This is a genomic window from Geodermatophilus telluris, assembly GCF_900102745.1.
Taxonomy (GTDB): domain Bacteria; phylum Actinomycetota; class Actinomycetes; order Mycobacteriales; family Geodermatophilaceae; genus Geodermatophilus; species Geodermatophilus telluris.
Map to the genome: position 1 here is coordinate 349,043 of NZ_FMZF01000004.1, position 22,561 is coordinate 371,603.

The following is a 22,561-nucleotide window of genomic DNA, read 5'->3' on the forward strand; positions in this document are numbered from 1 at the left end:
TCAGACCCCCCACCGCAGCGCGGGCGTGCGCACGGGGGCGTCCCACAGCGACAGGAGCTCGTCGTCGACCCGCAGCAGCGTCACGGAGGTGCCGGCCATGTCCAGCGAGGTCATGTAGGACCCCACGAGAGACCGGGCGACGTCGAGACCGGAGCCGGTGAGGATGCGGTGCACCTCGTTGTAGAGCACGTACAGCTCGATGAGCGGGGTGCCGCCGAGCCCGTTGAGGAAGCAGAGCACCCGGTCGCCGCGGTCGAAGGGCAGGTCGGACAGGACCGGCTCGACGAGCATCGCCGCGATGTCGCGCGCGGGCGCCAGCGGCACGCGCTCGCGTCCCGGCTCGCCGTGGATGCCGACGCCGAGCTCCATCTCGCCCTCGCCCAGCTCGAACGTCGGGTGGCCCACGGCCGGCACCGTGCAGCTGGTCAGCGCCAGGCCCATGCTGCGCCCGCCGGCGTTCACCCGGCGCGCCACGTCGGCGACCTCGTCGAGGGACCGGCCCTGCTCGGCGGCCGCGCCGGCGATCTTCTCCAGCAGCACGGTCACGCCCACCCCGCGGCGGCCGGCCGTCCAGGTGCTGTCCTGCACGGCGACGTCGTCGTCGGTCACCACCGACACCACGCGCGCGCCGGTCTCGGCCTCCGCGAGCTCGGCGGCCATCTCGAAGTTCATCACGTCGCCGGTGTAGTTCTTCACCACGTGCAGGACGCCGGCACCGCCGTCGACGAGCCGGGTCGCGGCCAGCACCTGGTCGGGCACGGGCGAGGTGAACACCTCGCCGGCGCACGCCGCGTCGAGCATGCCGAGGCCGACGAAGCCGCCGTGCATCGGCTCGTGCCCCGAGCCGCCGCCGGACACCAGGCCGACCTTGCCCGACCGGGGCGCGTCCGCCCGGTACACGACCTTGTTCGCGTGGTCCACCCGCAGGTCGGGGTGCGCGGCCTCGATGCCGGCGAGCGCCTCGGGCACGACGTCCGCGGGGTCGTTGATCAGCTTCTTCATGGCTGCGGCTCCTCGCCGGGTCGGGGTCGGGGACGTGCTGGTGGCAGTGGACACCAGCACGCCCGCTCCGCGCACCCGTCCCGGCGCCGGCTCCCGGCCCCGGGCCCGCTCAGGCGACGAGGGCGAACCCGACGACGGCGAAGAGGATCGTCAGCAGGCAGACCAGGGTGCCGACGTAGAGGCCGGTGCGGTTGACCGGCGAGGGCGCCGGGGAGCGGTAGTCCGGGAACCCGCTGGCCAGCGCGCCCGGCGGTGCGTACCGCGGCTGCGGCGGCAGCTGGACCTGGCCGGGGTAGCCGACCTGGGTGGGTGCGGCGGGCGGCGGCACGGCGGGACCGGCGGCCGCGGGGCGGGGCGCGGGCGGGGCCGGCACCGACGGGAGGGGGGCGTACGGCCCGGGCGGGGCGTACGGCGCGGGCTGGTAGGGCGGCTGCGACAAGGTGGTTCCTCTCGGGCTGGCCCCGCTGGACCTCCGGGCGGGCGGCGCACATGGTGGCAGCCGCCTCCCGGGCCGGGAAGGGATCCCGTCGCGCCGCGGGAGGGAGCCCCGCGCTCAGCCCGCGGGCGAGCTCCCGCAGACGCGCGGGCCGTCCTCGAGGACGACGGTCAGCGTCGTCTCGGCACGGTCGGCGCCGTCGTCCCAACGCACCCGCACCTCCTGCGCGTCCTGCCCGTCGAGCTCGCCGGGCCGCACGCCGACCACCTCGCCGGTGCCGAACGGCACGTACTCCCGCGCCCGCTCGCCGGCCGCCAGCCCCTGCTCGGTGGCGCGGTCGCGCTCGGCCTCGCACAGCAGCTCGCCGGCGGTCTCGGTGTCCCCGGCCTCGAGGGCGGCCAGGTAGACGCCGACCACCTCTCGGGCCTGCTCCTCGGCGGAGCCCTTGACCAGCGGCAGGGCCACCACGGCGGCCACCGCGACGGCCGCCGTCCCGCCCAGGAGGGCGACGATGAACCCGTTGCGGGAGCGCGGCCGGCCGGTGTGCAGCGCCTCGGGGCCGTCGTCGTAGAGGTAGGGGCCGCTCATCCGCCGCTCGTCTCCAGCTCCGCGCCGGCCGGCGGGCGGGGGTCGTCGCGGTCGTCGAGCCAGCCCTCGGGCAGCGCCACCGGCCGGGGGCTGCTCGTCCGCCCGCGCGGGCCGCCGAGGACCGCCGTCGGGTAGGGCTGGTCGGGGATGCGCTCGAGCAGGCCGGCCAGCTCGTCGAGCGAGGAGACCATCGCCAGCGCCCGGCGGACGTCGGAGCCGACCGCGAAGCCCTTGAGGTACCAGGCGACGTGCTTGCGGAAGTCGGTGCAGCCGTGCAGCTCGCCCTGCTCGGCCGACAGCAGCTGCGCGTGCCGGTGCATGACCGCGGCCACCTCGCGCAGCGTCGGCAGCGCCCGCCGCGACTCCCCGGCGAAGGCGGCGGCCAGGTCGCCGAACAGCCACGGCCGGCCCAGGCAGCCGCGGCCGATGACGACGCCGGCGCACCCGGTCTCGCGGACGAGGCGCAGCGCGTCGTCGGCCTCCCAGACGTCGCCGTTGCCGAGCACCGGGAGGTCGACGGCTTCCACCAGCCGGGCTATCGGCGCCCAGTCGGCGGTGCCGCTGTACAGCTGGTCGGCGGTGCGCCCGTGCAGGGTGATCGCGGCGGCGCCCTCGTCCCGGGCGATCCGGCCGGCGTCGAGGTAGGTGACGTGGTCGGCGTCGATGCCGATGCGGGTCTTGACGGTGACCGGCACGTCCCGCGCCGCGCGCACGGCGGCGCGCACGATGTCGCGGAAGAGCACCCGCCGCCACGGCAGGGCCGAGCCGCCGCCCTTGCGGGTCACCTTGGGCACCGGGCAGCCGAAGTTGAGGTCGACGTGCGCGGGCCGCACGCCGGCGACCTCCTCGTCGACGAGCATCTCCACGGCCCGCCCGACGGTGGCCGGGTCGACGCCGTAGAGCTGCACGGAGAAGCCGGCCGCCGCCTCCTCGGGCGTGGCCCGGATCATCCGCAGCGTCTTCTCGTTGCGCTCGACCAGCGCCCGCGTGGTGATCATCTCGCAGACGTAGAGGCCGGCGCCGAACTCGCGGCACAGCGTCCGGAACGCGGGGTTGGTGATGCCGGCCATCGGCGCGAGCACCACCGCGGGGTCCACCGTCAGCGGCCCGAGCCGCAGCGGCGGCAGCGCCGTCGTCGTCGGCTCGAGGGTCGCGGTCACGACGTCCAGGGTAGGTCGCGGCACCTCGTGGCCGGGGTCACCCGTGGGGGCGGCAGGAGGCCCCCGGGCATGGGTCGCGCCCGGAGTGGGCAGTGCGGTTCTCCGCCCACCCGAGCCCAGGAGGTCGTGTGCCGAGGTCGTTCCCCCCGCCGCCGGCGGCCACCGGGGCGCTCGTCCGGGAGGTCGAGCGGATCGCCGTGCTGCGGGCCAACTTCCTCGGCGACCTGGTGCTGACGCTGCCCGCGCTGGCCGCGCTGCGGGCGGCCTACCCCGACGCGGAGGTCACCTACCTGGGCGCCCCGTGGCATCCGCAGCTCCTGGAGGGGCGGCCGGGGCCGTGGGACCGGGTGGTCGTCGTCCCGCCGTGGCCGGGCGTGCGGGACGAGCCGGGCGCCGCGCGCGACGGCGCCGAGGTGCGGCGCTTCCTCGCCGCTCAGCGGCGGGAGGGCTACGACCTGGCGCTGCAGCTGCACGGCGGGGGCGGCAACTCCAACCCGCTGGTGGCCGCGCTCGGCGCCCGGGTGACCGCCGGCGCCCGGGACACCGGCGCACCGGCGCTGGACCGCTGGCTGCCCTACGCCCACGACCAGCACGAGGTGCTGCGCTGTCTGGAGGTGGCCGGACTGGTCGGCGCCGTCCCGGTGGGGCTCGAGCCCCGGTTGGCCCTCACGCCGGCCGACGTCGCGGCCGCCGACGCCGTCCTGCCCGCCGGGACCGGACCGCTCGTCGCGCTGCACCCCGGCGCCCAGGACCCGCGGCGCCGGTGGCCGCCGGCGTGCTTCGCCGCGGTCACCGACGCGCTGGCCGCCGACGGCGCGCAGGTGGTGCTGGTCGGCTCGGGCGCCGACGACCGGCGGGCGGCCGACGCGATCCGCGCCGCGTCGTCGGCGCCGCTGCTGGACCTCGTCGGCCGGCTGACCCTGGGCGGGCTGGCCGGCGTGCTGGCCCGCTGCCGGCTGGTGGTCGCCGACGACTCGGGGCCGCGGCACCTCGCCGGGGCGGTGGGGACGGCGACGGTCGGCGTCTTCCTGGAGCGCAACCTGCTCAACGCCGGGCCGCTCACCCGACGGCGGCACCGGGTGGCCGTCTCCTCGCGCACCGACTGCCCCGTCTGCGGCACCGACCAGCGCCGGTCGCGGTGCGGGCACGACGCCTCGCTGGTCGCCGACGTGCCGGTGGAGACGGTGCTGGCCGCCGCCCTCGACCTGCTCGAGGACGGCGGCCCCGCCGTCTCCCCGGCCGCCTGACCCGGCACCGCCCCCGGGCACCTCCGCGGGTGTGCACCGGGCACTTCCGCGGATGTGCCCCGGGTCAGCAGCCGGGCAGGCGGGCGGCGAGGTAGGGCTCGACCTGGTCCAGGGCGACGCGCTCCTGGCTCATCGAGTCGCGCTCCCGGACGGTCACCGCCTGGTCTTCGAGGGTGTCGAAGTCGACGGTGAGGCAGAACGGCGTGCCGACCTCGTCCTGGCGGCGGTAGCGGCGGCCGATGGCGCCCGCGTCGTCGAAGTCGACGTTCCAGTTGCGGCGCAGCTGCGCGGCCAGGTCCCGGGCCTTGGGCGAGAGGTCGGCGTTGCGCGACAGCGGCAGGACGGCGGCCTTGACCGGCGCCAGCCGCGGGTCGAGCCGCAGCACCGTGCGGGTGTCGACGCCGCCCTTGGCGTTGGGCGCCTGGTCCTCGGTGTAGGCCTCGATGAGGAACGCCATCAGCGAGCGGGTGAGGCCGGCGGCCGGCTCGATGACGTACGGCGTCCAGCGGGTGTTGCTGGCCTGGTCGAAGTAGGACAGGTCCGCGCCCGAGTGCTCGCTGTGCGTGGACAGGTCGAAGTCGGTGCGGTTGGCGATGCCCTCGAGCTCGCCCCACTCCGAGCCCTGGAAGCCGAAGCGGTACTCGATGTCGACGGTGCGCTTCGAGTAGTGCGACAGCTTCTCCTTCGGGTGCTCGAAGTGCCGCAGGTTGTCCGGCGAGATGCCGAGGTCGGTGTACCAGCGGGTGCGCTCGTCGATCCAGTACTGGTGCCACTCCTCGTCACTGCCGGGCTCGACGAAGAACTCCATCTCCATCTGCTCGAACTCGCGGGTGCGGAAGACGAAGTTGCCCGGGGTGATCTCGTTGCGGAAGGACTTGCCGATCTGGCCGATGCCGAACGGCGGCTTGCGCCGCGCGGCACCCATGACGTTGGCGAAGTTGACGAAGATGCCCTGCGCGGTCTCCGGGCGCAGGTAGTGCAGCCCCGACTCGTCCTCGACCGGGCCGAGGTGGGTCTTCAGCATCATGTTGAAGTCCCGCGGCTCGGTCCACTGGCCCTTCGTGCCGCAGTTCGGGCAGGTGATCTCGGCCAGGCCGTTCTCCGGCAGCCGGCCCTTCTTCGCCTCGAAGTCCTCCTCGAGGTGGTCGGCCCGGAAGCGCTTGTGGCAGTTCTGGCACTCGGTGAGCGGGTCGGTGAAGACGCCGACGTGACCGGAGGCCACCCACACCTGGCGGGGCAGGATCACCGAGGAGTCCAGGCCGACGACGTCGTCGCGGCGCTGCACGACGGTGCGCCACCACTGCCGCTTGATGTTCTCCTTGAGCTCGACGCCCAGGGGCCCGTAGTCCCAGGCGGAGCGGGTGCCGCCGTAGATCTCGCCGGAGGGGAAGACGAACCCCCGGCGCTTGCAGAGGTTGACCACCTTGTCGAGGCGGGCGGGGTCGTGCGTCGCGGTCGAGGTGCTGGTGGTGCTGGCGCTCACGGGCTGGGGGCTCCATCCGGCTGGCGGTCGGCGAGTGGACCCGCCCACGGTAGTCGCCGGGCCCGGGCGGGCCGCCCGGTCAGGGCTCGGTGAACCCGCACACGGCCGGTCGGCCGCCCTCCTCCACCACGGTGACGACGAAGGAGCGGGCCGTGCCGGTGTCGAGCGTGACGTCGAAGGTGACCTGGTCGACGTCGCCCTGCGCGACCGCGTCGCTGGTCGAGCCCTGGTCGATGCGGCCGCCGAGGAACGCCTCGAAGTCGCCCTGCAGCGCGGCGGGGTCGGCGAAGCGGTCCTGCCCGGCGGTGCACAGGTCGGCGTAGGCGGCCCCGGCGTCGCCGTCGACGAGGGCTTGCACCCACCCGGCGGCGAACTGGGGGCTGTCGGGGAAGTTGAGCGTGTCGCTGGTCCCGCCGCCGTCGGGGTTGCCGGCCCCGCCGCCGAACCCGCCCCCGCCGGAGGACGTGGTCGGCGCTCCGGTGGTCGGGCTCGTCGAGGTCGACGACGGGCTCGCCGAGGTCGACGGGCTCGCCGATGTCGACGCCGAGGCGGACGGGGACGCGGCCACCTCGGTCCCGCCGCTCCCGTCGCGGGTGAGCAGCACGGTGACCAGCACCCCGGCGCCGACGAGGACGACGACCAGCGCCACCAGCAGCGCCACCAGGGGCCCGCGGCGCCGGCGCTGCGGGGCCGGCGGCCCACCGTGACCGCCGCCGTGACCGACGCCGTAGCCGCCGCCGTACCCGGGTCCGCCGTATCCGGGTCCGCCCGGGGGCCCGTAGCCCGGGGCGCCGGAGCCGCCGGGCGGCCCGTACGGGCCGGACGCGCCCCACGAGCCCCACCCCTGACCGCCCTGGCCCGGGGGACCCCAGCCCTGCGGCTGCCCGGGCGCCTGACCCGGCTGCGCCCACGCCGGGTTCGGCACGGCCGGCTGCCCGCCGGTCGCCGTGGGCACCCCGCCGGGCCGCGGCCCGCCGCCGCCCATCCGCAGCGTCGGGTCGCGCTGGCCCAGCGGCGGCCCGGGCAGCTCGTCGGTCGGCGGGTCGGGCAGCGGCGAGCGCGGCGGCACCGGGGGCAGGCGCACCTCGCGCGTGCGGTCGGCCGACGGGGTCCCGTCGTCCTGCGGCGGCTGGCTCATCGCGCCCGTCCTCCCCGGCTGCGGTGCTGTCCGCCGCAGGCTACGCACCCGGGGCGGCCCGCCCGGTGCCGCGCGGCGCGGTCAGTCGAGGGGCAGGTAGGCGCCGGGCTCGTCGACCGCGTGCACCCACACCGGCGCCCCCGCCACCTTCACCTCGGCCGCCGACAGCGCCCGGCGGTAGGCGCCGACGCCGTCCCAGCGGGTCACCAGCGCCCACAGCGAGGGGTCGTCGGCGGCGCGGCCCGCCTCCCCACCGCGCCAGCCCGGCCGGTCGGCCAGCGCGGCCAGCAGCCGGTCGACGACGGCGGGGAACTCGGCGGCGCCGTCCGGGGGGACGCGCAGGCGGGTGACCGCGAACACCGGCCCATCGTGCCGCACCGCGGGCGCTGGTCGCGGCCGGTCGCCGTCCCTAGACTCCGCCGACGACCCGCACCCCGGCGCCGATCCGGCTCCGGGGCTGCGGCACACGGAGGACGCACCGGTGGAGTTGCAACAGTTCGGCCCCTACCGCCTCGAGGCGCTGCTCGGCCGCGGGGGGATGGGCGAGGTCTGGCGCGCCTTCGACACCGAGCACGACCGCACGGTGGCGCTCAAGGTGCTCGCCGAGCACCTGGCCGCCGACGCCGGGTACCGCGAGCGCTTCCGCCGCGAGGCGCACCTGGCCGCCCGGCTCAACGAGCCGCACATCGTGCCCATCCACCGCTACGGCGAGATCGAGGGCCGGCTCTTCCTCGACATGCGCCTGGTGCCCGGCCGCGACGTCGCCGCGGTGCTGGCCGAGGGGGGGCCGATGAGCCCCGAGCGGGCGGTGTCGGTGGTCAGCCAGACCGCGCGGGCGCTGGACGCCGCGCACGCCGACGGCCTGGTGCACCGCGACGTCAAGCCGTCCAACGTGCTGCTGACCGGCACCGGCGACGACGAGTTCGTCTACCTCGTCGACTTCGGCATCGCCCGGTCGACGACGGACGCGCAGGGCCCGGCGCTGACCCAGACCGGCGCCGCGCTCGGGTCGTTCGACTACATGGCCCCCGAGCGCTTCCTCGAGAAGCCGATCGACCGGCGGGTCGACGTCTACGCCCTGGCCTGCGTGCTCTTCGAGTGCCTCACCGCCCGCCGGCCGTTCACCGGCGACGGGCTGGCCACGCTGATGTACGCCCACCTCAACACGACGCCGCCGCCGCCGTCGGCGCTGCGCCCGGAGCTGCCGCGGGCGCTCGACGACGTCGTCCGCCGGGGGCTGGCCAAGGAACCCGACGAGCGGTACGCGACCTGCGGGGAGCTGGCCGCGGCGGCACGGGCGGCGCTGGCCTCGGTGGGCGTGGCGGCCCGGCCCGAGGCGGCCCCGCCGACGTCGGTCACGCCGCTGCTGACCCGGCCGCAGACCGTGGGCTTCCCCGACTCCGGCGGGTACGGCTCCCCCTCCTCCCCCGGGCTGCCCGCGGCCGGCTACGGCCCGCCGTCGGCCCCCGGCGTGTCCACCGGGTACCGCCCGCCCTCGTACCCGGGCGCGCCCGTCGCCTACGGCCCGCCGTCGCACCCGGGGCCGCCCGCCGGCTACGGGCCGCCGTCCGACCCGGGGCCGCCCACGGGCTACCCGCCCACCGGCTACCCGCCGACCGGCCCCGGCTTCCCGCCCGCGGCTCCCGGCTTCCCGCCCGGCGGCGCCACGGCGCCGGGGCCGCGGCGGAGCAGCCGGTTGCCGCTGGTCCTGGCCGGGGTCGCGGCCGTGGTCGTCCTCGCCGTCGTGGCCGTCATCGCGCTGATGGGACGCTCCGACGACAGCACCGACCCCCCGCAGGCCGGCGGCAGCAGCGGGCCGGCCGGCACCTCCGGCGGCGCGGGCACCAGCAGCGGGCCCGACCCGGAGGAGCAGCTGCGCGCCGTCCTGCCCGCCGGCTTCGACGGCTCGTCGTGCACGACGGAGGGCGCCGCGGGCGACGGCGACCTCGCGGCCCTGCAGTGCGGCGCCGCCGCGCAGCAGCCCGGCCCGCAGGTGGCCTTCTTCTACCTCTACGAGGACGGCGACGCGGTCGACGCGGTGTTCGTCTCCGACGTGACCGGCGTCGGGCTCTCCCCACTGACCGACACCGACTGCCCCGACGCCCAGGGCTACCGCGGGTACCGCGACGCCGACGAGCAGCCCGCCGGGCGGGTGGCCTGCTGGGTCGACGCCGAGGGGGACGCCAACCTGGCCTGGACCCAGGAGGACGTCGCCGCCGAGGGGCACGTGGTGGCCCCGGGCGGCGGGCAGTCCGGCCTGGCCGACCTGTGGGCCTGGTGGAACGACGCTGACCAGAGCGACTTCCGGGCCGGCTGAGCGGTCGCACGACGACGAGGGCCCCGTCCCCACCGGCCGGTGGGGACGGGGCCCTCGTCGCGCACGGGCTCAGGCGCGGACGCCGCCCAGGGCCGCCGCGGCCAGCTGGTCGAGCCGCGCGGCCACCTGCTCGGCGGTCGCCGGGCGCTGCCCCACCGGGGCCAGGCACGCCGACACCAGCGCCGCCTCCTCGTCGGTGAGCCCCGGGCTGATCGCGGGCTCGGCGCTCATCACCCGGCGGATGGCCAGCAGCGGCTCGGCGTCGGGCAGCTCGCCGTAGAGGCCAGTGCCGGTCAGCGCCCGGTTGAGGGTGGCGCCGAGGGCGAACACCTCGGTGGCGCGCGAGGGGCGGTCACCCCGCAGCAGCGCCGGGTCGAGGTACTCCACGGAGGCGGCGCTGGCCATGCCGGTCAGCGTCACGCCCGGCGCCAGGTAGCGCGCCAGGCCGAGGTCGGAGAGCTTGCCGCCGTCGTCGGTGAGCAGGATGTTGGCCGGCTTGATGTCGCCGTGGGTGAGGCCGGCCTCGTGCAGCGCGTGCGCGGCGTGCGCGGCGTGCGCCACCGCCCGCAGCACCTCCCCGCGGCTCAGCGGCCGGGCCGGCGCGGCCAGCGAGCCGAGCGGGCAGTACTCCATGGCGTACAGGAAGCTGTCCTGCAGCACCGCGTCGTAGACCCGCACCAGGTAGGGCGAGGCCACCTGGGCGAAGGCCCGCAGCTCCCGCACCCCGCGCTCGTAGGCCTGCTCGCTGTGCGTGCCGGTGAAGACCTTGACCGCGACGTAGTCGTCGGGCAGGCCCAGGCGGGCCGGCGGGCGGGCCAGGTAGAAGCGGCCGTTGTTGCCCTCCCCCAGCACGCGGACCACCTGGTAGTCCGCGATGTTGGCGGGCGCCGCGCCCACCAGGCCGACGGCATCCATCCACGTCCTCCTGACTCGGTGCTCCCGGCCGGGCCGGGACGCCGCGGGGGCGCGGCAGCGCGTCAGTGTGCCGCCCTCCCGCCGGTGCCGGAACCCGTTCGCGCCCGCCGCCGTCCCGCGTCCGCGAACCCCCTGCACGGCGCCGGGCGCGGCTAGCATCCGCGCCCGCACGCACCCGGGCACCGCGACCCGGACACCTCGACACCCCCGGAGCAGCCGTGGAGCCGCGCCCCGTCGCAGAGATCATCGCCTACGTCTTCCTCGACCTGGCGGTGATCATGGTGATCGCCCGGCTCATGGGCCGGCTGGCGGTCAGGGTGGGCCAGCCCGCCGTCGTCGGCGAGATCGTCGCCGGCATCCTGCTCGGCCCGACCCTGCTGGGCGCCCTGCCCGGCGACCTGGACACCCTGCTGTTCCCGCCCGACATCCGGCCGTTCCTCAACGTGCTGGCGCAGCTGGGCCTGGTCCTGTTCATGTTCCTCATCGGCCTCGAGGTCGACCTGTCGTTCATCCGCGGGCGGGAGCGGGTCGCCGTCTCGGTGTCGCTGGCCTCGATCCTGCTGCCCTTCGCGCTCGGTGTGCTGCTGGCCACCTACCTGCACACCCGCCACGACGTCTTCACCGCGGAGGACGGCGACACGTCGGCGATCCCGTTCCTCGGCTTCGCGCTGTTCCTCGGCGTGGCCATGTCGATCACGGCGTTCCCGGTGCTGGCGCGGATCCTGGCCGAGCGGCAGATGCACCGGATCCCCACCGGCGTGCTGGCGCTGGCCTGCGCCGCCGTGGACGACGTCCTGGCCTGGTGCCTGCTGGCCGTCGTGGTGGCGATCGTGGCGGCGACGTCGTTCACCGGCGTGGTGCTGATCCTCGGCCTGTCGACCGTCTTCGCGCTGGTGATGTTCCTGGTGGTCAAGCCGCTGCTGCGGGTGCTGGTGGCCCGCTACGAGCGGCTGGGCCGGCTGACCCCGGAGATGCTCGCGGGGGTCCTCGTCGGCATCCTCGCCAGCGCCTGGGTGGCCGAGGAGATCGGCATCCACTTCATCTTCGGCGCGTTCCTGTTCGGCGTCGTCATGCCGCGCAAGGGCGCCGCCCGGCTCAACCACGAGATCATCGACCGGCTCGAGCAGGTGAGCGTGCTGCTCCTGCTGCCGGTCTTCTTCGTGGTCACCGGCCTCAACGTCGACGTCGGTGCCATCGACCTGGCCGGGGTCGGCGAGCTGGCCCTGATCCTGCTGGTCGCGATCTCCGGCAAGTTCGTCGGCGCCTTCGCCGCCGCCCGGGTGCAGCGGGTCCCGCGGCGGCAGGCCACCGCCCTGGCGACGCTGATGAACACCCGCGGCCTCACCGAGCTGGTCATCCTCACCATCGGCGTGCAGCAGGGCGTCCTCGACGGCGAGATGTTCACGCTGATGGTGATCATGGCCGTGGTGACGACGGTGATGGCCTCGCCGCTGCTCAACGTCATCTACCCGAAGCGGGTCCTCGAGCGCGACATCGCGGCGGCCGAGCGGGCCGAGATGGGGCTGACCGACGCCTACACCGTCGTGGTGGTGGTCGACGACCTCGACCGCGACGCCGGCCTGGTGGACCTCGCCTGCGACCTCGTCGGGCGGGAGCGCCCGGCGCAGGTCGTGCTCACCCGGGTGGTGCGCCGGTCGCGGCCCAAGCCGGAGGTGTCCAGCGGCCTGGGCGCCGACCTCGAGCTCATGGCGACCGTCGCCGGCGAGCTGCGCACGCTGGCCCGACGCGTCGAGGAACGCGGCCTGCGGGCCTCGGTGGCCTCCCGCTTCAGCGAGGACCCGTGGGCCGAGGTCACCGACCTGGCCGGCAGCAGCACCGCCGACGTGGTGCTCGTCCGCAGCGGGTGGGGCATCGCCGAGGGCGCGCTGACCGCCGCGACGGGGCACCCGTGGCCGCCGTCGCTGCACGGGTCGGTGGTCGTGGTGTCCGGCGAGCTCGGCGAGGCGGGGCTGCAGCCGGGCGGGCCGGTGGCCGTCGTCCAGGACACCGACGCCGACGGCCGCGCCGCCCTGCGGGTGGCCGCCCACGCCGCGGTCGGGAGGTCGGCGCCGCTGCAGCTGCGGACGGGGGGTCGGCGCGGGGTGCGGCGGACGGTGGCCGACTCGCTGCGCCGGGCGGGTGTGCAGGTCGCCGCGGACACCGAGGCGCTGCCGGCGCTGCTGGTGGCCCCGGCGGGCGCGGCGCCGCTGCCGGCCGCCGACGACCTGACGCCGATCCTGCTGGTGCACGCCGGCACCGCCGACGCCGACCGCGACATGGACGAGACGCTGGCCGCCCTCGCGGCGGTCGCCGGTCCGGAGACGCCGCGCGCCGAGTCCGTCTGAACCCCCGCCCCCGGAGCCCGTGTCCCCGCCAGGGGCGCGGGCTCCGTCGCGTCCGGACGGTGCCCGTGCCGGCCACCTGCTCCCCTGGCGCCGGTCGTGCTCTGCCCCGCCACCGTGGGCAGAGCACAACCCGCCGCAGGCCCCCTCCCGGTCCCTCCTTCGTGCTCTGCCCCGCCACCGTGGGCAGAGCACGACCCGCCGCAGGACCCCTCCCGGTCCCTCCTTCGTGCTCTGCCCCGCCACCGTGGGCAGTGCACGACCGGGCGCGGGAGGTACCCGGGCCCCCGAGACGCGGCGGCGCCCGCCTCCCCGGGTGGGGAGGCGGGCGCCGGGGCGGGTGCGGTCAGAAGCCGCCGTGCGGTGACTCGAAGGCGAACTGGCGGCCGCCCATGCGCACGGCCATCCCCGGGGTCAGCCGGACCGGCTGGCCGGGCACCAGCGACGACCAGCCGGGCGCGCCGCGCGGGGCGACGAGGGTGCCGTTGGCCGAGCCGGTGTCCACCAGCAGCACGTCCCAGCCCTCCAGGCGGATCTCGGCGTGGTGCCGGCTCACGCCGCCGGTGGTGTCGACGACGAGCAGCGGCCGCAGTTGGCCGGAGGCGACCCGCTCGTCGGTCTCCGGCTCCCGGCCCAGCAGGTAGTCCATGTCCAGGCTCACCGTCGCGCCGTCGTCGAAGACGAGCAGCCCCAGCGGCGGGCGGGGGCCCTCCACGAGGACGGCGGTCTGCTGCGTCGTGCGGATGCCGCACAGCGCGCAGAAGCCGGCCCGCGGGTCGTTGAGGTGACCGTTCTTGCAGAGGATGCCCTTGACCTGGGGGCGCTCGTCCTCGGGCTCGGCGGCCGGGGCGCCCGCGGCGGGTGCGGCACCCGGCGTGGGCAGCGGCTCGCGCGGCGGCTCCGGCTCGCCGGTCCCGCCGAACAGCAGCGTCGACTTCTTCGGCGCGGGCAGCTCCACCGGCGGGGGCGGCACGGGCGCCGGCGGGGCGGCGTGGTCGTGCCCGGCGTGGTCCCCGTGGTCGTGGTCCGCGTGGTCGCCGTGGCCGTGTCCCGCGTGGTCGTGCGGTGGCGCGGGCGGTGCCAGGACCTCGGGCGCCCGCGGCGTCGGGGCCGGTGCGGCCGGTCGCGGGGGCGGCGGGGGCAGCGGCGGCGTCACGACGTGCGGCGCCGGCAGCCGCAGCTGCGTCGTCCCCGTGGGGACGGGACCGGCCGCGGTGGGCGCCGGGGCCGGGGACAGGACCGCGGCGGCTCCCGGGACGGCCCCGGCCTCGAGGTCGGCCAGCGGGTGCGGGGCGGTGCCGGCCGGTGCGCCGGCCGACAGCTGCAGCGCCGCGGGCGGCCAGGTGACGAAGCGGTCGAGCACCAGCGTCCCGTTGTCCAGCTTCTCGCCCTCGGCCGGGGTCAGGCGCAGGCCGAGGTCGGGCACCTCGGCGGTGCCGCCGCCCACGAGGACCAGCGCCAGCCCGTCCTCGGTCGCGGCGGCCACCGCGAACGACGGCGGGTCGGTCACCGTGAGCAGCCAGCCGTGCAGCTCCTCGTGCAGCCGCCGTCCGGGGGCACGACTGCCCGCGGCCGACACCCGGCGGCACAGGCCGACCAGCTCGCCGACGTGGACGTCGCCGGTCGGAGCGGCGACCGGTGCGGGCGGCACGGGGGCCGGGCCCCAGCCGACCAGCGCCGGCCGGGCCGGCGCGGTGGCCGGCCCGGCGGCGGCGGTGGTCACCGCGACCACCAGGAGCACGCCGGGCAGCCGCACGACGAGGTCCTGCCCCGGGGCGACCCGGACGGCGACCTGGTCGAAGGGCGGCACCGTCGCCGGTGCGCCGGTCGTCCCGGTCAGCGGGACCGGCGGGGGGGACGCCGACATCAGATGAGCCTCCCGCCGTTGATCCGCCAGTGGATGAAGGGCACGCGCATCGGGCCGTTGGCCACCAGCCACACGATCAGCCACACGCTGGCGAAGTGGATGAGGAAGGCCGGCCCGGGCAGCGAGTCCACCCACGGGACGGCGCCACCGGCGAACAGGAACCACACCAGCAGGCCCTCGGGGATCCCGGTGAGCAGGCCGAAGAGCGTGGGCCAGTCCTTCTCCCACCGGAACTGCTGGATGCCGTGGTAGACGAGCTCCCACAGCACCCCCAGCACGGTCACCACCAGCAGCACGGAGAAGGTGGCCCGGTAGGACGCGCCCAGCGAGGTCCCGGTGGGCAGCACGGGGGTGATGAGCAGGGTCCAGATCGATCCGACCACGGCCAGCAGGAAGACCCTGGTCTGGATGCGGCCGTTGAGGGTGGGCAGCACGGTTGTCTCTCTCGGTCGTCGCGGACGTCGGTGTCGGGGTCAGATCTGCACGTTCCGGACCCACTTCCACCACTGGCTGGTGGAGCGCCCCGGTCCGAGCTTCCGCGCGAAGCCCTGCGCGATGAGGTCGTCGGCGATCTCCTGCGCGGCGATCTGCAGGCCGAAGAAGGTGTCGACGCCGGGGAACGGGCCGCCGAGCGTCGCGCTGCCGGAGGCGTAGACCTTGCCGCCGTTGGCGGTCCCGGTGACCTCGAAGTTGCGCTGCACGTCCAGCCGGCCCACGGGGTTGCGCCCGGCACCGGAGTGGTCGAGCAGGTCGGCGAGCACCCGGTGCTCGCGGATGTCGGCCTCGAGCCCGGTGCAGTCGATGACGGCGTCGAAGGTGCCCACGTGCTCGCCCTGGTCGGGGGTGCTCGCGCGCACCTCGACCAGGTCGCCGACCGGCCGCATGTCCTCGATCGAGCCGATCATCACGCGGTACCAGCCCTCGGCGCGGCCGCGCTTGAGCTGCTCCTGCCAGTCCCGGCGGACCGGGGTGTTGGTGCCGCCCATCTCCTCGTAGAGCCGCTTGCGCTCGGCGCCCTCGCTGGTGCGGACCTGCTGCTTGAGCTGGCCGCCCCACACCGACTTCGGGTAGTTGAAGCCCTGGTAGGCCCAGCCGTCGGCGCCCTTGCGGCGCTTGAGGATGCCGGTGCCGTGCGGCTTGTCCACGTAGGTGCGGAACAGGTGCACGATGCGGGTCTGCAGGCCGCGCTGGTCGCGGTCGTCGATGAGCCGCTGCAGCACGCGGGAGGCGACGATGCCGCCGCCGCGGATGAGCACGGTGCCCGGGCGCTGGTGCAGCCGCTCGTAGACGTGCTCGTGCCGCTCGTAGGCGTTGACGACCTTCGAGTAGTCGTTGTGCTCGCTGCGGTAGCGCTGCAGGTCGGGCAGGAACTTCAGGCCGGGGTAGCCGACGGCCACGTGCACCCACTGGCTGCGGTAGGCGATCCGCTTGGTCGGCGTCGCCCCCTCCGGCGGGGTGAGGATGGTGAAGTACCCGCCGCCCACGCGGCGCCGGACCATCCGGACCTGGCCGTGCACGACCATCTCCGGGTACCGGATCCGGTGCATCTCCTTCTCCATCGACTCGAACGCGTGCCCCGCCCGGGGGGTGTAGTAGTTCGCGAAGATCGGCTCGACCAGCACGTTCCAGGCCTGCTTGAGGTCGCCCTGCAGCGCCTCGCGGATGGCGTAGCTCGGGAAGCCCCAGATGTTGTCGGGGCAGGACGACGAGTCCGACCGCAGCCGCTCGCCGCGGGGGATCTGCGAGACGGTCGTCAGGTACTCGTAGCTCTCCCAGGGCGTCTTGAGCGGGGTCAGCACCCGCATCGCGCTGGTCGGGACGCCGCAGATGCGCAGGTAGTCCACGGTCACGAACGACCCGATGCCGCCGCCGAAGGTGACGAACGGGACGTCGATGATCGGGATGCCCGCCTCGGCCAGCATCTGGTCGGTCCAGAAGTCGCTGGCGATCAACTGGTCGGTGAGGTCACCGGGCTGCGCCGGGGTCCGGGCGTGCTGGGGCGCGATCGTGCTCTCGCTCACGGTGGGGGGTCCGTCCTCTGTCGGGGAGGCGCCACTGTCGGGTCGGTGCCGTGGGCGTGTCAACGGATCCCGGCGCGGCTGTCCGATCCGCCCGAGCAGGACGCGTGGGCGCCGTCCGGACCGCGTGCGGAGCCCCGCCCACGGGGCCCGGGGACTAGGCGGAGCCGAAGCGGCGCTGGCGGGAGGCGTACTCCTCGCACGCCGCCCACAGGTGCCGGCGGTCGAAGTCCGGCCAGAGGGTGTCGAGGAAGACGAACTCGGCGTAGGCCGACTGCCAGAGCAGGAAGTTGCTCGTCCGGTTCTCGCCCGAGCTGCGCACGAACAGGTCGACGTCGGGCATGTCGGGCTCGTCGAGGAAGCGGGCGACGGTGTCCTCGGTGACCTTGCCCGGGTCCAGCCGCCCGGCGGCGACCTCGCGGGCGATCGCAGCGGCGGCGTCGGCGATCTCGGCCCGGCCGCCGTAGTTGACGCACATGGTCAGCGTCAGGACGTCGTTGTCCCGCGTGAGCTCCTCGGCGACCTCGAGCTCCTTGATCACGCTGCGCCACAGCCGCGGGCGGCGACCGGCCCAGCGCACCCGCACGCCGAGCGCGTGCATCTCGTCGCGGCGGCGGCGGATGACGTCGCGGTTGAAGCCCATGAGGAAGCGGACCTCGTCGGGGCTGCGCCGCCAGTTCTCGGTGGAGAAGGCGTAGGCGCTGATCGCCCCGATGCCCAGCTCGATGGCGCCCTCGACGCAGTCGAACAGCGAGGACTCCCCCGCCTCGTGGCCCGCCGTCCGGGGCAGGCCGCGCTGCTTGGCCCAGCGCCCGTTGCCGTCCATGACGATCGCCACGTGCCGCGGCACCTTGTCGGCCGGGATCGACGGCGGCCGCGCGCCCGACGGGTGCGGGTTCGGCTGCCCCACCTCACGCCTCACGCAGCAGGCCCGCTTCCCGCCGCGGGGCGACGTCGGAGCGGTCGACCAGCGGCAGCGACCGCAGCCCGCGCTCGAGGTGCCACTGCAGCAGCGCGGCCACCAGCCCGCTGCCCTCGCGCCGCTGGGCGTTCCCGCTGGCCTCGGCGGTGTCCCAGTCGCCGGACAGCAGCGCCTCCAGGTGGCCGATGGTGACCGGGTTGGGCATCGCCGAGCCGGTGGGCCGGCACTCGCGGCAGACCGTGCCGCCGGCCGGGACGGAGAAGTGCCGGTGCGGGCCCTCGACGCCGCAGCGGGCGCAGTCGCCGAGCGCCGGCTCCCACCCGGCCACCGACATCGCGCGCAGCAGGAACGCGTCGAGCACCAGGCCTGCGGGGTGGGCACGATCGGACAGGGCCCGCAGCGCGCCGATGACGAGGAGGAACAGCCGCAGCGAGGGCTCCTTCTCCTCCGCCGTCAGCCGGTCGGCGGTCTCGAGGACCGCGGTGCCGGCGGTGTAGGCCGGGTAGTCGCCGGCGATCACCGAGCCGTAGGAGCGGATGGACTCCGCCTGGCTGACGATGTCGAGGCTGCGGCCGGTGTAGAGCTGCAGGTCGACGTGGGTGAACGGCTCGAGCCGGGCGCCGAACTTGCTCTTGGTGCGGCGCACGCCCTTGGCCACCGCCCGCACCTTGCCGTGCCGGCGGGTGAGGACCGTGACGATCCGGTCGGCCTCCCCCAGCTTCTGGGTGCGCAGGACGACGCCCTCGTCGCGGTACAGCGCCTTCGGTGTGGTGCTCAATACCCCAGCCTGTTCAGCTTCTTCGGGTCGTCCTGCCACTCGCCGAGGACGGTGACGTGCAGGTCGAGGTGGACGCGGGCGCCGAGCAGCCGCTCCAGCCCGGTGCGCGCCTCGGTGCCGATGGCCTTGATGACCGACCCGCCCTTGCCGAGCAGCATCGGCTTCTGGCTGGGCCGCTCGCAGTGCAGCAGCGCGTGCACCTCCACCAGCTCGGCGCCCGCCCGCTTCGGGTCGGGCCGGCGGGTGAGCTCCTCGACGGTGACCGCGAGCGAGTGCGGCACCTCCTGGAACACCTTCTCCAGCGCCGCCTCGCGGATCAGCTCGGCGATCTGGCGGTCGGTGTCCTCGTCGGTGGTCTGCTCCTCCGGGTAGAGCGGCGGGCCCTCCGGGAGCAGGCCGACGAGCAGGTCCTCGAGCAGCTCGACCTGGTCGCCCGCGACCGCGCTCACCGGCACGACCTCGGCGGCCTCGACCAGCTGGCTGGCCGCCACGAGCTGCTCGGCGACCTGCTTCCTCGACGCGGCGTCGGTCTTGGTGACGACGACGACCACCGGCGCCGTCGTCCCCTGCAGCTGGCGGGCGATGAACCGGTCGCCGGTGCCCACGGGCTGGTCGGCCGGGATGCAGAACACCACGACGTCGACCTCGGAGAGGGTGTCGCGGACGACGTCGTTGAGCCGACGGCCGAGCAGGCTCTTCGGCTTGTGCAGGCCCGGGGTGTCGACGAGCACGAGCTGGCCGCCGGGCCGGTGGACGACGCCGCGGATGGCGTGCCGGGTGGTCTGCGGCCGGTTGCTGACGATGCCGACCTTCTCGCCGACGAGGGCGTTGGTCAGCGTCGTCTTGCCGGCGTTGGGGCGGCCCACCAGGCAGGCGAAGCCGCTGCGGTACGGCTGCTCCGGCGTGCTCACCGGACCAGTCTCCCACCGCGGGGTGACACCGACGCGGAGGCGGCGACGGTCAGGCGGTCGAGCGCACCACGCCGTCGGGGCCGGCGAGGTGCACGGGCGCGGACGGCGTCAGGTCGTGCACGGCGGCCAGCCCGGCGGTCTCCACGGTGCCGGCGTCGGAGACCACCGCGGCGGCCTCCAGGCCCTCGACCCCGCTGGAGACGGCGGCGGCGACCGCGGCCTGCAGCGCCGACAGCGTCAGCGAGGGCAGCGCCACGCTCGCCGCGACGTAGGTGCGCCCGTCGGTGTCGCGCACCGCCGCGCCCTCCGGTGCCCCGGTGCGGCCGCGCGCGGAGCGGGCGAGGGTGACGAGCTTGGCGTCCTCGGGCTGCAGGTCAGGTGCCGACACGGGTGCTCAGCCTTCCACGCCCGCCGCGACGTCGGCCCGGGTGGCCCCGGACTGGTGCTCGGGGTCGGCGTCGGGCAGCCGCCGGACGAGGATGGTGTCGATCCGGTTGCGCCGGCCACCGGTGCTCTCGGCCACCAGCACCAGCCCGGCCACCTCGGCCTGCGAGCCCTCGATCGGCACCAGGCCCAGCTCGCGGGCGAGCAGCCCGCCGACGGTCTCGACGTCGTCGTCGCGGGGCAGCTCGACGTCGAAGAGCTCGGCGAGGTCCTCGACCGGCAGCCGGGCGGTGATCCGCACCGAGCCGTCGTCGAGGTGCTCGACCGGCGGGCGCTGCACGGCGTCGTGCTCGTCGGCGATCTCCCCGACGATCTCCTCGAGGATGTCCTCGATGGTGAGCAGCCCGGCGAAGCCGCCGTACTCGTCGACCACGATCGCGATGTGCGTGCGGCGGGCCTGCATGTCGCGCAGCAGCTCGTCGACCGGCTTGGACTCCGGCACGAACGCCGCCGGGCGCATGAGCTCCTCGACCCGCGGCCCGCGGGAGTCGCCGAGGTTCTGCGACCGGCGGACGAGGTCCTTGAGGTAGACGACCCCGACGACGTCGTCGACGTTCTCGCCGATCACCGGGATGCGGCTGAACCCGCTGCGCAGCGCGAGGGCCAGCGCCTGGCGGACGGTCTTGGTGCGCTCGATCCAGACGACGTCGGTGCGCGGCACCATGACCTCGCGGGCGATGGTGTCGCCCAGCTCGAACACCGAGTGGATCATGTTGCGCTCGCCGGACTCGACCACGCCGCGCTCCTCGGCCAGGTCGACCAGCTCGCGCAGCTCCACCTCGGTGGCGAACGGGCCGTCCCGGTAGCCGCGGCCGGGGGTGATCGCGTTGCCGACCAGGATGAGCAGCCGGGTCACCGGGCCCAGCACGCGGCCGAGCAGCCGCACCACCCCGGCGGTGCGCAGCGCGATGGGGTAGGCGTGCTGGCGGCCCAGCGTCCGCGGGCCGACGCCGACCAGCACGTAGCTGACCACCGTCATCACCGCCGCGGCGGTGAGCACCGTCTGCCAGCCGGCGCCCCACAGCCCGGCCAGGACGACGGCGAGCAGCACCGCGGCGACCATCTCGCAGCCGATCCGCAGCAGCAGGAGCAGCGAGACGTGCCGCGCCCGGTCGGTGAGGACCTCCTCGAGGGTGGCCGCCCGCCGGACGCCGTCGCGCCGCAGCTCCTCGACCCGCGCCTGGGACACCCGCTGCAGGGCGGCGTCCAGCGCGCCGAAGAGCCCCGCGAGGGGCACCAGGCAGATCGCGACGACCAGCAGGACGACCGCGCCGGCGCTCACCGCGACCCGGGGCCCCGTTCGGCCGGCTCGCCGGTCACCGGCTGCCGCGGCGCGGACCGCCAGCCCTCGAGCAGCCGGGTCTGCAGGCCGAACATCTCCCGCTCCTCCTCCGGCTCCATGTGGTCGTAGCCGAGCAGGTGCAGCACGCCGTGGGTGGCCAGCAGCAGCAGCTCGTCGTCCATGGAGTGGCCGGCGGCGCGGGCCTGCCGGACGGCGACCGACGGGCACAGCACGACGTCGCCGAGCAGCGCCGGGCCGGGCTCGGGGTCGTCGGGCCGGGCGGTGTCGAGCTCGTCCATGGGGAAGGCCAGGACGTCGGTCGGCCCCTTCTCCCCCATCCAGCGCTCGTGCAGCACCGACATGTGGTCCGGGTCGACGCACAGCACCGACAGCTCGGCCATCGGGTTGACGCCCAGCTCGGCGAGCACGTACCGGCAGAGGCCGGTCAGCTCCGCCTCGTCGACGGCGATCTCGGACTCGTTGGCGACCTCGACGGGCACCCTCGCTCAGCTCCCCTGCTGCCGGCGCGGCCGCGCCGTGCGGCCGCCCTGCGGGCCCGCGGCGGCCGGGCGGTCCTGGCGCTGCTGGCCGGCGTCCCACCGCTCGTAGGCATCGACGATGTCGCCGACCAGCCGGTGGCGGACGACGTCGGAGCTGGTGAGGTTGGCGAAGTGCACGTCCTCGATGCCGTCGAGGATCTCCCGCACGATCCGCAGTCCGCTCTGCGCGCCACCGGGCAGGTCGACCTGGGTGATGTCGCCGGTGACGACGATCTTGGAGCCGAAGCCGAGCCGGGTGAGGAACATCTTCATCTGCTCGGCGGTGGTGTTCTGCGCCTCGTCGAGGATGACGAACGCGTCGTTGAGCGTGCGCCCGCGCATGTAGGCCAGCGGGGCGACCTCGATGGTGCCCGACTGCATCAGCCGCGGGATCGACTCCGGGTCGACCATGTCGTGCAGCGCGTCGTAGAGCGGCCGCAGGTAGGGGTCGATCTTCTCGCTGAGCGTGCCGGGCAGGTAGCCCAGCCGCTCACCGGCCTCGACCGCGGGCCGGGTCAGGATGATCCGGTTGACCTGCTTGGTCTGCAGCGCCTGCACGGCCTTGGCCATCGCCAGGTAGGTCTTCCCGGTGCCGGCCGGGCCGATGCCGAAGACGACGGTGTGCGCGTCGATGGCGTCCACGTAGCGCTTCTGGTTCAGCGTCTTGGGCCGGATGGTGCGGCCCCGGCGGCTGATGATGTCCAGGCTGAGGACGTCGGCCGGCCGCTCGGACCCGCCGCTGCGCAGCATGCCGATGACCCGGCGCACCGAGTCCGGCCGCAGCGCCTGGCCGGTGCCCAGCAGCGCGATGAGCTCGTCGAAGACGCGGACGGCGAAGGCGTTGTCGGCCGGTTGCCCGGTCACGGCGATCTCGTTGCCGCGGACGTGCACGTCGGCGGCCAGCTCGCCCTCGACGAGCCGCAGCAGCTCGTCGCCGGAGCCGAGCAGGGCGACCATCGACACGGTGTCGGGGACGGTGATCGTGGTGCGCACCGCGGCGGGGGCGGGACCGGCGAGGGCGCTGGCGCCGTCCGCGGCCGCGGCCTGCGCGGAGGCCTCGCGCGCGGTGGGCGCGCCCGGCACGGGGACGTTCGGGGATGGATCGGGCAAGTGCCCTCGACCCTGCCTTCCTGGCACAGAGGCTGCTGACCGGTCGAGTCTACCCGCGCGCG

At 75.5% G+C, this 22,561-nt stretch carries 21 protein-coding genes; 3 read left to right on the forward strand and 18 right to left on the reverse strand.

The genetic code is table 11. The features are described 5' to 3' along the window. From dhaK to dusB, 4 genes are all read right to left on the reverse strand, one after another. Positions 1 to 1,002 (reverse strand): dihydroxyacetone kinase subunit DhaK, encoded by a 1,002-nt coding sequence (gene dhaK / locus BLQ97_RS14960; RefSeq protein WP_091366789.1) that lies wholly within the window; start codon positions 1,000 to 1,002, stop codon positions 1 to 3. Between the two features lie 109 nt (positions 1,003 to 1,111). Continuing rightward, positions 1,112 to 1,441, reverse strand: coding sequence for a hypothetical protein (locus tag BLQ97_RS14965; RefSeq protein ID WP_091366790.1), 330 nt, complete (start codon positions 1,439 to 1,441; stop codon positions 1,112 to 1,114). 114 nt (positions 1,442 to 1,555) lie between these two features. Continuing rightward, positions 1,556 to 2,026, reverse strand: a complete 471-nt coding sequence (locus tag BLQ97_RS14970; RefSeq protein ID WP_091366791.1) for an Rv0361 family membrane protein — start codon at positions 2,024 to 2,026, stop codon at positions 1,556 to 1,558. Continuing rightward, positions 2,023 to 3,186 carry a tRNA dihydrouridine synthase DusB gene (gene dusB / locus BLQ97_RS14975; protein WP_091366792.1) on the reverse strand — a complete coding sequence of 388 codons (1,164 nt, stop codon included), beginning with the start codon at positions 3,184 to 3,186 and terminating at the stop codon, positions 2,023 to 2,025. The genes BLQ97_RS14970 and dusB overlap by 4 nt, the downstream gene beginning before the upstream one ends. A 128-nt stretch (positions 3,187 to 3,314) precedes the next feature. On the opposite strand from dusB, the gene BLQ97_RS14980 reads away from it, so the two are divergent. Then, positions 3,315 to 4,433 carry a glycosyltransferase family 9 protein gene (locus BLQ97_RS14980; protein ID WP_091366793.1) on the forward strand — a complete coding sequence of 373 codons (1,119 nt, stop codon included), beginning with the start codon at positions 3,315 to 3,317 and terminating at the stop codon, positions 4,431 to 4,433. Between the two features lie 64 nt (positions 4,434 to 4,497). Here BLQ97_RS14980 and BLQ97_RS14985 read toward each other — a convergent pair whose 3' ends face one another. From BLQ97_RS14985 to BLQ97_RS14995, 3 genes are all read right to left on the reverse strand, one after another. Next, complete coding sequence (locus tag BLQ97_RS14985; RefSeq protein ID WP_091366794.1) at positions 4,498 to 5,916, reverse strand: glycine--tRNA ligase; 1,419 nt, start codon at positions 5,914 to 5,916, stop codon at positions 4,498 to 4,500. Between the two features lie 79 nt (positions 5,917 to 5,995). Next, positions 5,996 to 7,054 carry a hypothetical protein gene (locus BLQ97_RS14990; protein ID WP_091366795.1) on the reverse strand — a complete coding sequence of 353 codons (1,059 nt, stop codon included), beginning with the start codon at positions 7,052 to 7,054 and terminating at the stop codon, positions 5,996 to 5,998. Between the two features lie 81 nt (positions 7,055 to 7,135). Continuing rightward, positions 7,136 to 7,414, reverse strand: a complete 279-nt coding sequence (locus tag BLQ97_RS14995) for an antibiotic biosynthesis monooxygenase family protein (RefSeq protein ID WP_091366796.1) — start codon at positions 7,412 to 7,414, stop codon at positions 7,136 to 7,138. 121 nt (positions 7,415 to 7,535) lie between these two features. On the opposite strand from BLQ97_RS14995, the gene BLQ97_RS23665 reads away from it, so the two are divergent. Next, a complete protein-coding gene (locus tag BLQ97_RS23665; protein ID WP_217637210.1) occupies positions 7,536 to 9,371 on the forward strand; it encodes a serine/threonine-protein kinase in 1,836 nt (611 codons plus the stop codon). A 69-nt stretch (positions 9,372 to 9,440) separates the two neighbouring features. Here the strand turns inward: BLQ97_RS23665 and BLQ97_RS15005 are convergent, their stop codons facing one another. Continuing rightward, a complete protein-coding gene (locus tag BLQ97_RS15005) occupies positions 9,441 to 10,286 on the reverse strand; it encodes a protein kinase domain-containing protein (protein ID WP_091366797.1) in 846 nt (281 codons plus the stop codon). A gap of 218 nt (positions 10,287 to 10,504) precedes the next feature. On the opposite strand from BLQ97_RS15005, the gene BLQ97_RS15010 reads away from it, so the two are divergent. Continuing rightward, positions 10,505 to 12,631 (forward strand): cation:proton antiporter, encoded by a 2,127-nt coding sequence (locus BLQ97_RS15010; RefSeq protein ID WP_217637211.1) that lies wholly within the window; start codon positions 10,505 to 10,507, stop codon positions 12,629 to 12,631. Positions 12,632 to 12,974: 343 nt separating this feature from the next. Here the strand turns inward: BLQ97_RS15010 and BLQ97_RS15015 are convergent, their stop codons facing one another. The 10 genes from BLQ97_RS15015 to BLQ97_RS15060 form a co-directional block, all read right to left on the reverse strand. Next, positions 12,975 to 14,495, reverse strand: a complete 1,521-nt coding sequence (locus BLQ97_RS15015) for an FHA domain-containing protein (RefSeq protein WP_091366798.1) — start codon at positions 14,493 to 14,495, stop codon at positions 12,975 to 12,977. After that, on the reverse strand, positions 14,495 to 14,929 hold the full coding sequence (locus tag BLQ97_RS15020) for a hypothetical protein (protein WP_091366799.1): 435 nt from the start codon (positions 14,927 to 14,929) through the stop codon (positions 14,495 to 14,497). The genes BLQ97_RS15015 and BLQ97_RS15020 overlap by 1 nt, the downstream gene beginning before the upstream one ends. 39 nt (positions 14,930 to 14,968) lie before the next feature. After that, positions 14,969 to 16,516 carry an FAD/NAD(P)-binding protein gene (locus BLQ97_RS15025; protein WP_091366800.1) on the reverse strand — a complete coding sequence of 516 codons (1,548 nt, stop codon included), beginning with the start codon at positions 16,514 to 16,516 and terminating at the stop codon, positions 14,969 to 14,971. A 154-nt stretch (positions 16,517 to 16,670) separates the two neighbouring features. Then, entirely contained in the window at positions 16,671 to 17,423 is a 753-nt protein-coding gene (locus BLQ97_RS15030) for an isoprenyl transferase (protein WP_245692209.1), read from the reverse strand. A gap of 1 nt (position 17,424) precedes the next feature. Beyond that, complete coding sequence (recO, locus tag BLQ97_RS15035; protein ID WP_091366802.1) at positions 17,425 to 18,213, reverse strand: DNA repair protein RecO; 789 nt, start codon at positions 18,211 to 18,213, stop codon at positions 17,425 to 17,427. Then, the gene (gene era, locus BLQ97_RS15040; RefSeq protein ID WP_091366803.1) at positions 18,210 to 19,124 is read right to left on the reverse strand and encodes a GTPase Era; all 915 of its coding nucleotides are present in this window, start codon (positions 19,122 to 19,124) and stop codon (positions 18,210 to 18,212) included. Before era ends, recO begins: the two co-directional genes overlap by 4 nt. 49 nt (positions 19,125 to 19,173) lie before the next feature. Further along, on the reverse strand, positions 19,174 to 19,512 hold the full coding sequence (locus BLQ97_RS15045; RefSeq protein WP_091366804.1) for a cytidine deaminase: 339 nt from the start codon (positions 19,510 to 19,512) through the stop codon (positions 19,174 to 19,176). A 6-nt stretch (positions 19,513 to 19,518) separates the two neighbouring features. Next, complete coding sequence (locus tag BLQ97_RS15050; protein ID WP_091366805.1) at positions 19,519 to 20,850, reverse strand: hemolysin family protein; 1,332 nt, start codon at positions 20,848 to 20,850, stop codon at positions 19,519 to 19,521. After that, entirely contained in the window at positions 20,847 to 21,350 is a 504-nt protein-coding gene (ybeY, locus tag BLQ97_RS15055) for an rRNA maturation RNase YbeY (RefSeq protein ID WP_091366806.1), read from the reverse strand. Before ybeY ends, BLQ97_RS15050 begins: the two co-directional genes overlap by 4 nt. 6 nt (positions 21,351 to 21,356) lie before the next feature. After that, on the reverse strand, positions 21,357 to 22,499 hold the full coding sequence (locus tag BLQ97_RS15060) for a PhoH family protein (RefSeq protein ID WP_245692210.1): 1,143 nt from the start codon (positions 22,497 to 22,499) through the stop codon (positions 21,357 to 21,359). Between the last annotated feature and the right edge of the window lie 62 nt (positions 22,500 to 22,561).

Coding starts and splice junctions, on each gene's coding strand:
- BLQ97_RS14970 (WP_091366791.1), bottom strand. CDS start 2,026: ATGAGCGGCCCCTACCTCTACGACGACGGCCCCGAGGCGCTGCACACC.
- BLQ97_RS15015 (WP_091366798.1), bottom strand. CDS start 14,495: ATGTCGGCGTCCCCCCCGCCGGTCCCGCTGACCGGGACGACCGGCGCA.
- dhaK (WP_091366789.1), bottom strand. CDS start 1,002: ATGAAGAAGCTGATCAACGACCCCGCGGACGTCGTGCCCGAGGCGCTC.
- BLQ97_RS14990 (WP_091366795.1), bottom strand. CDS start 7,054: ATGAGCCAGCCGCCGCAGGACGACGGGACCCCGTCGGCCGACCGCACG.
- BLQ97_RS15005 (WP_091366797.1), bottom strand. CDS start 10,286: ATGGATGCCGTCGGCCTGGTGGGCGCGGCGCCCGCCAACATCGCGGAC.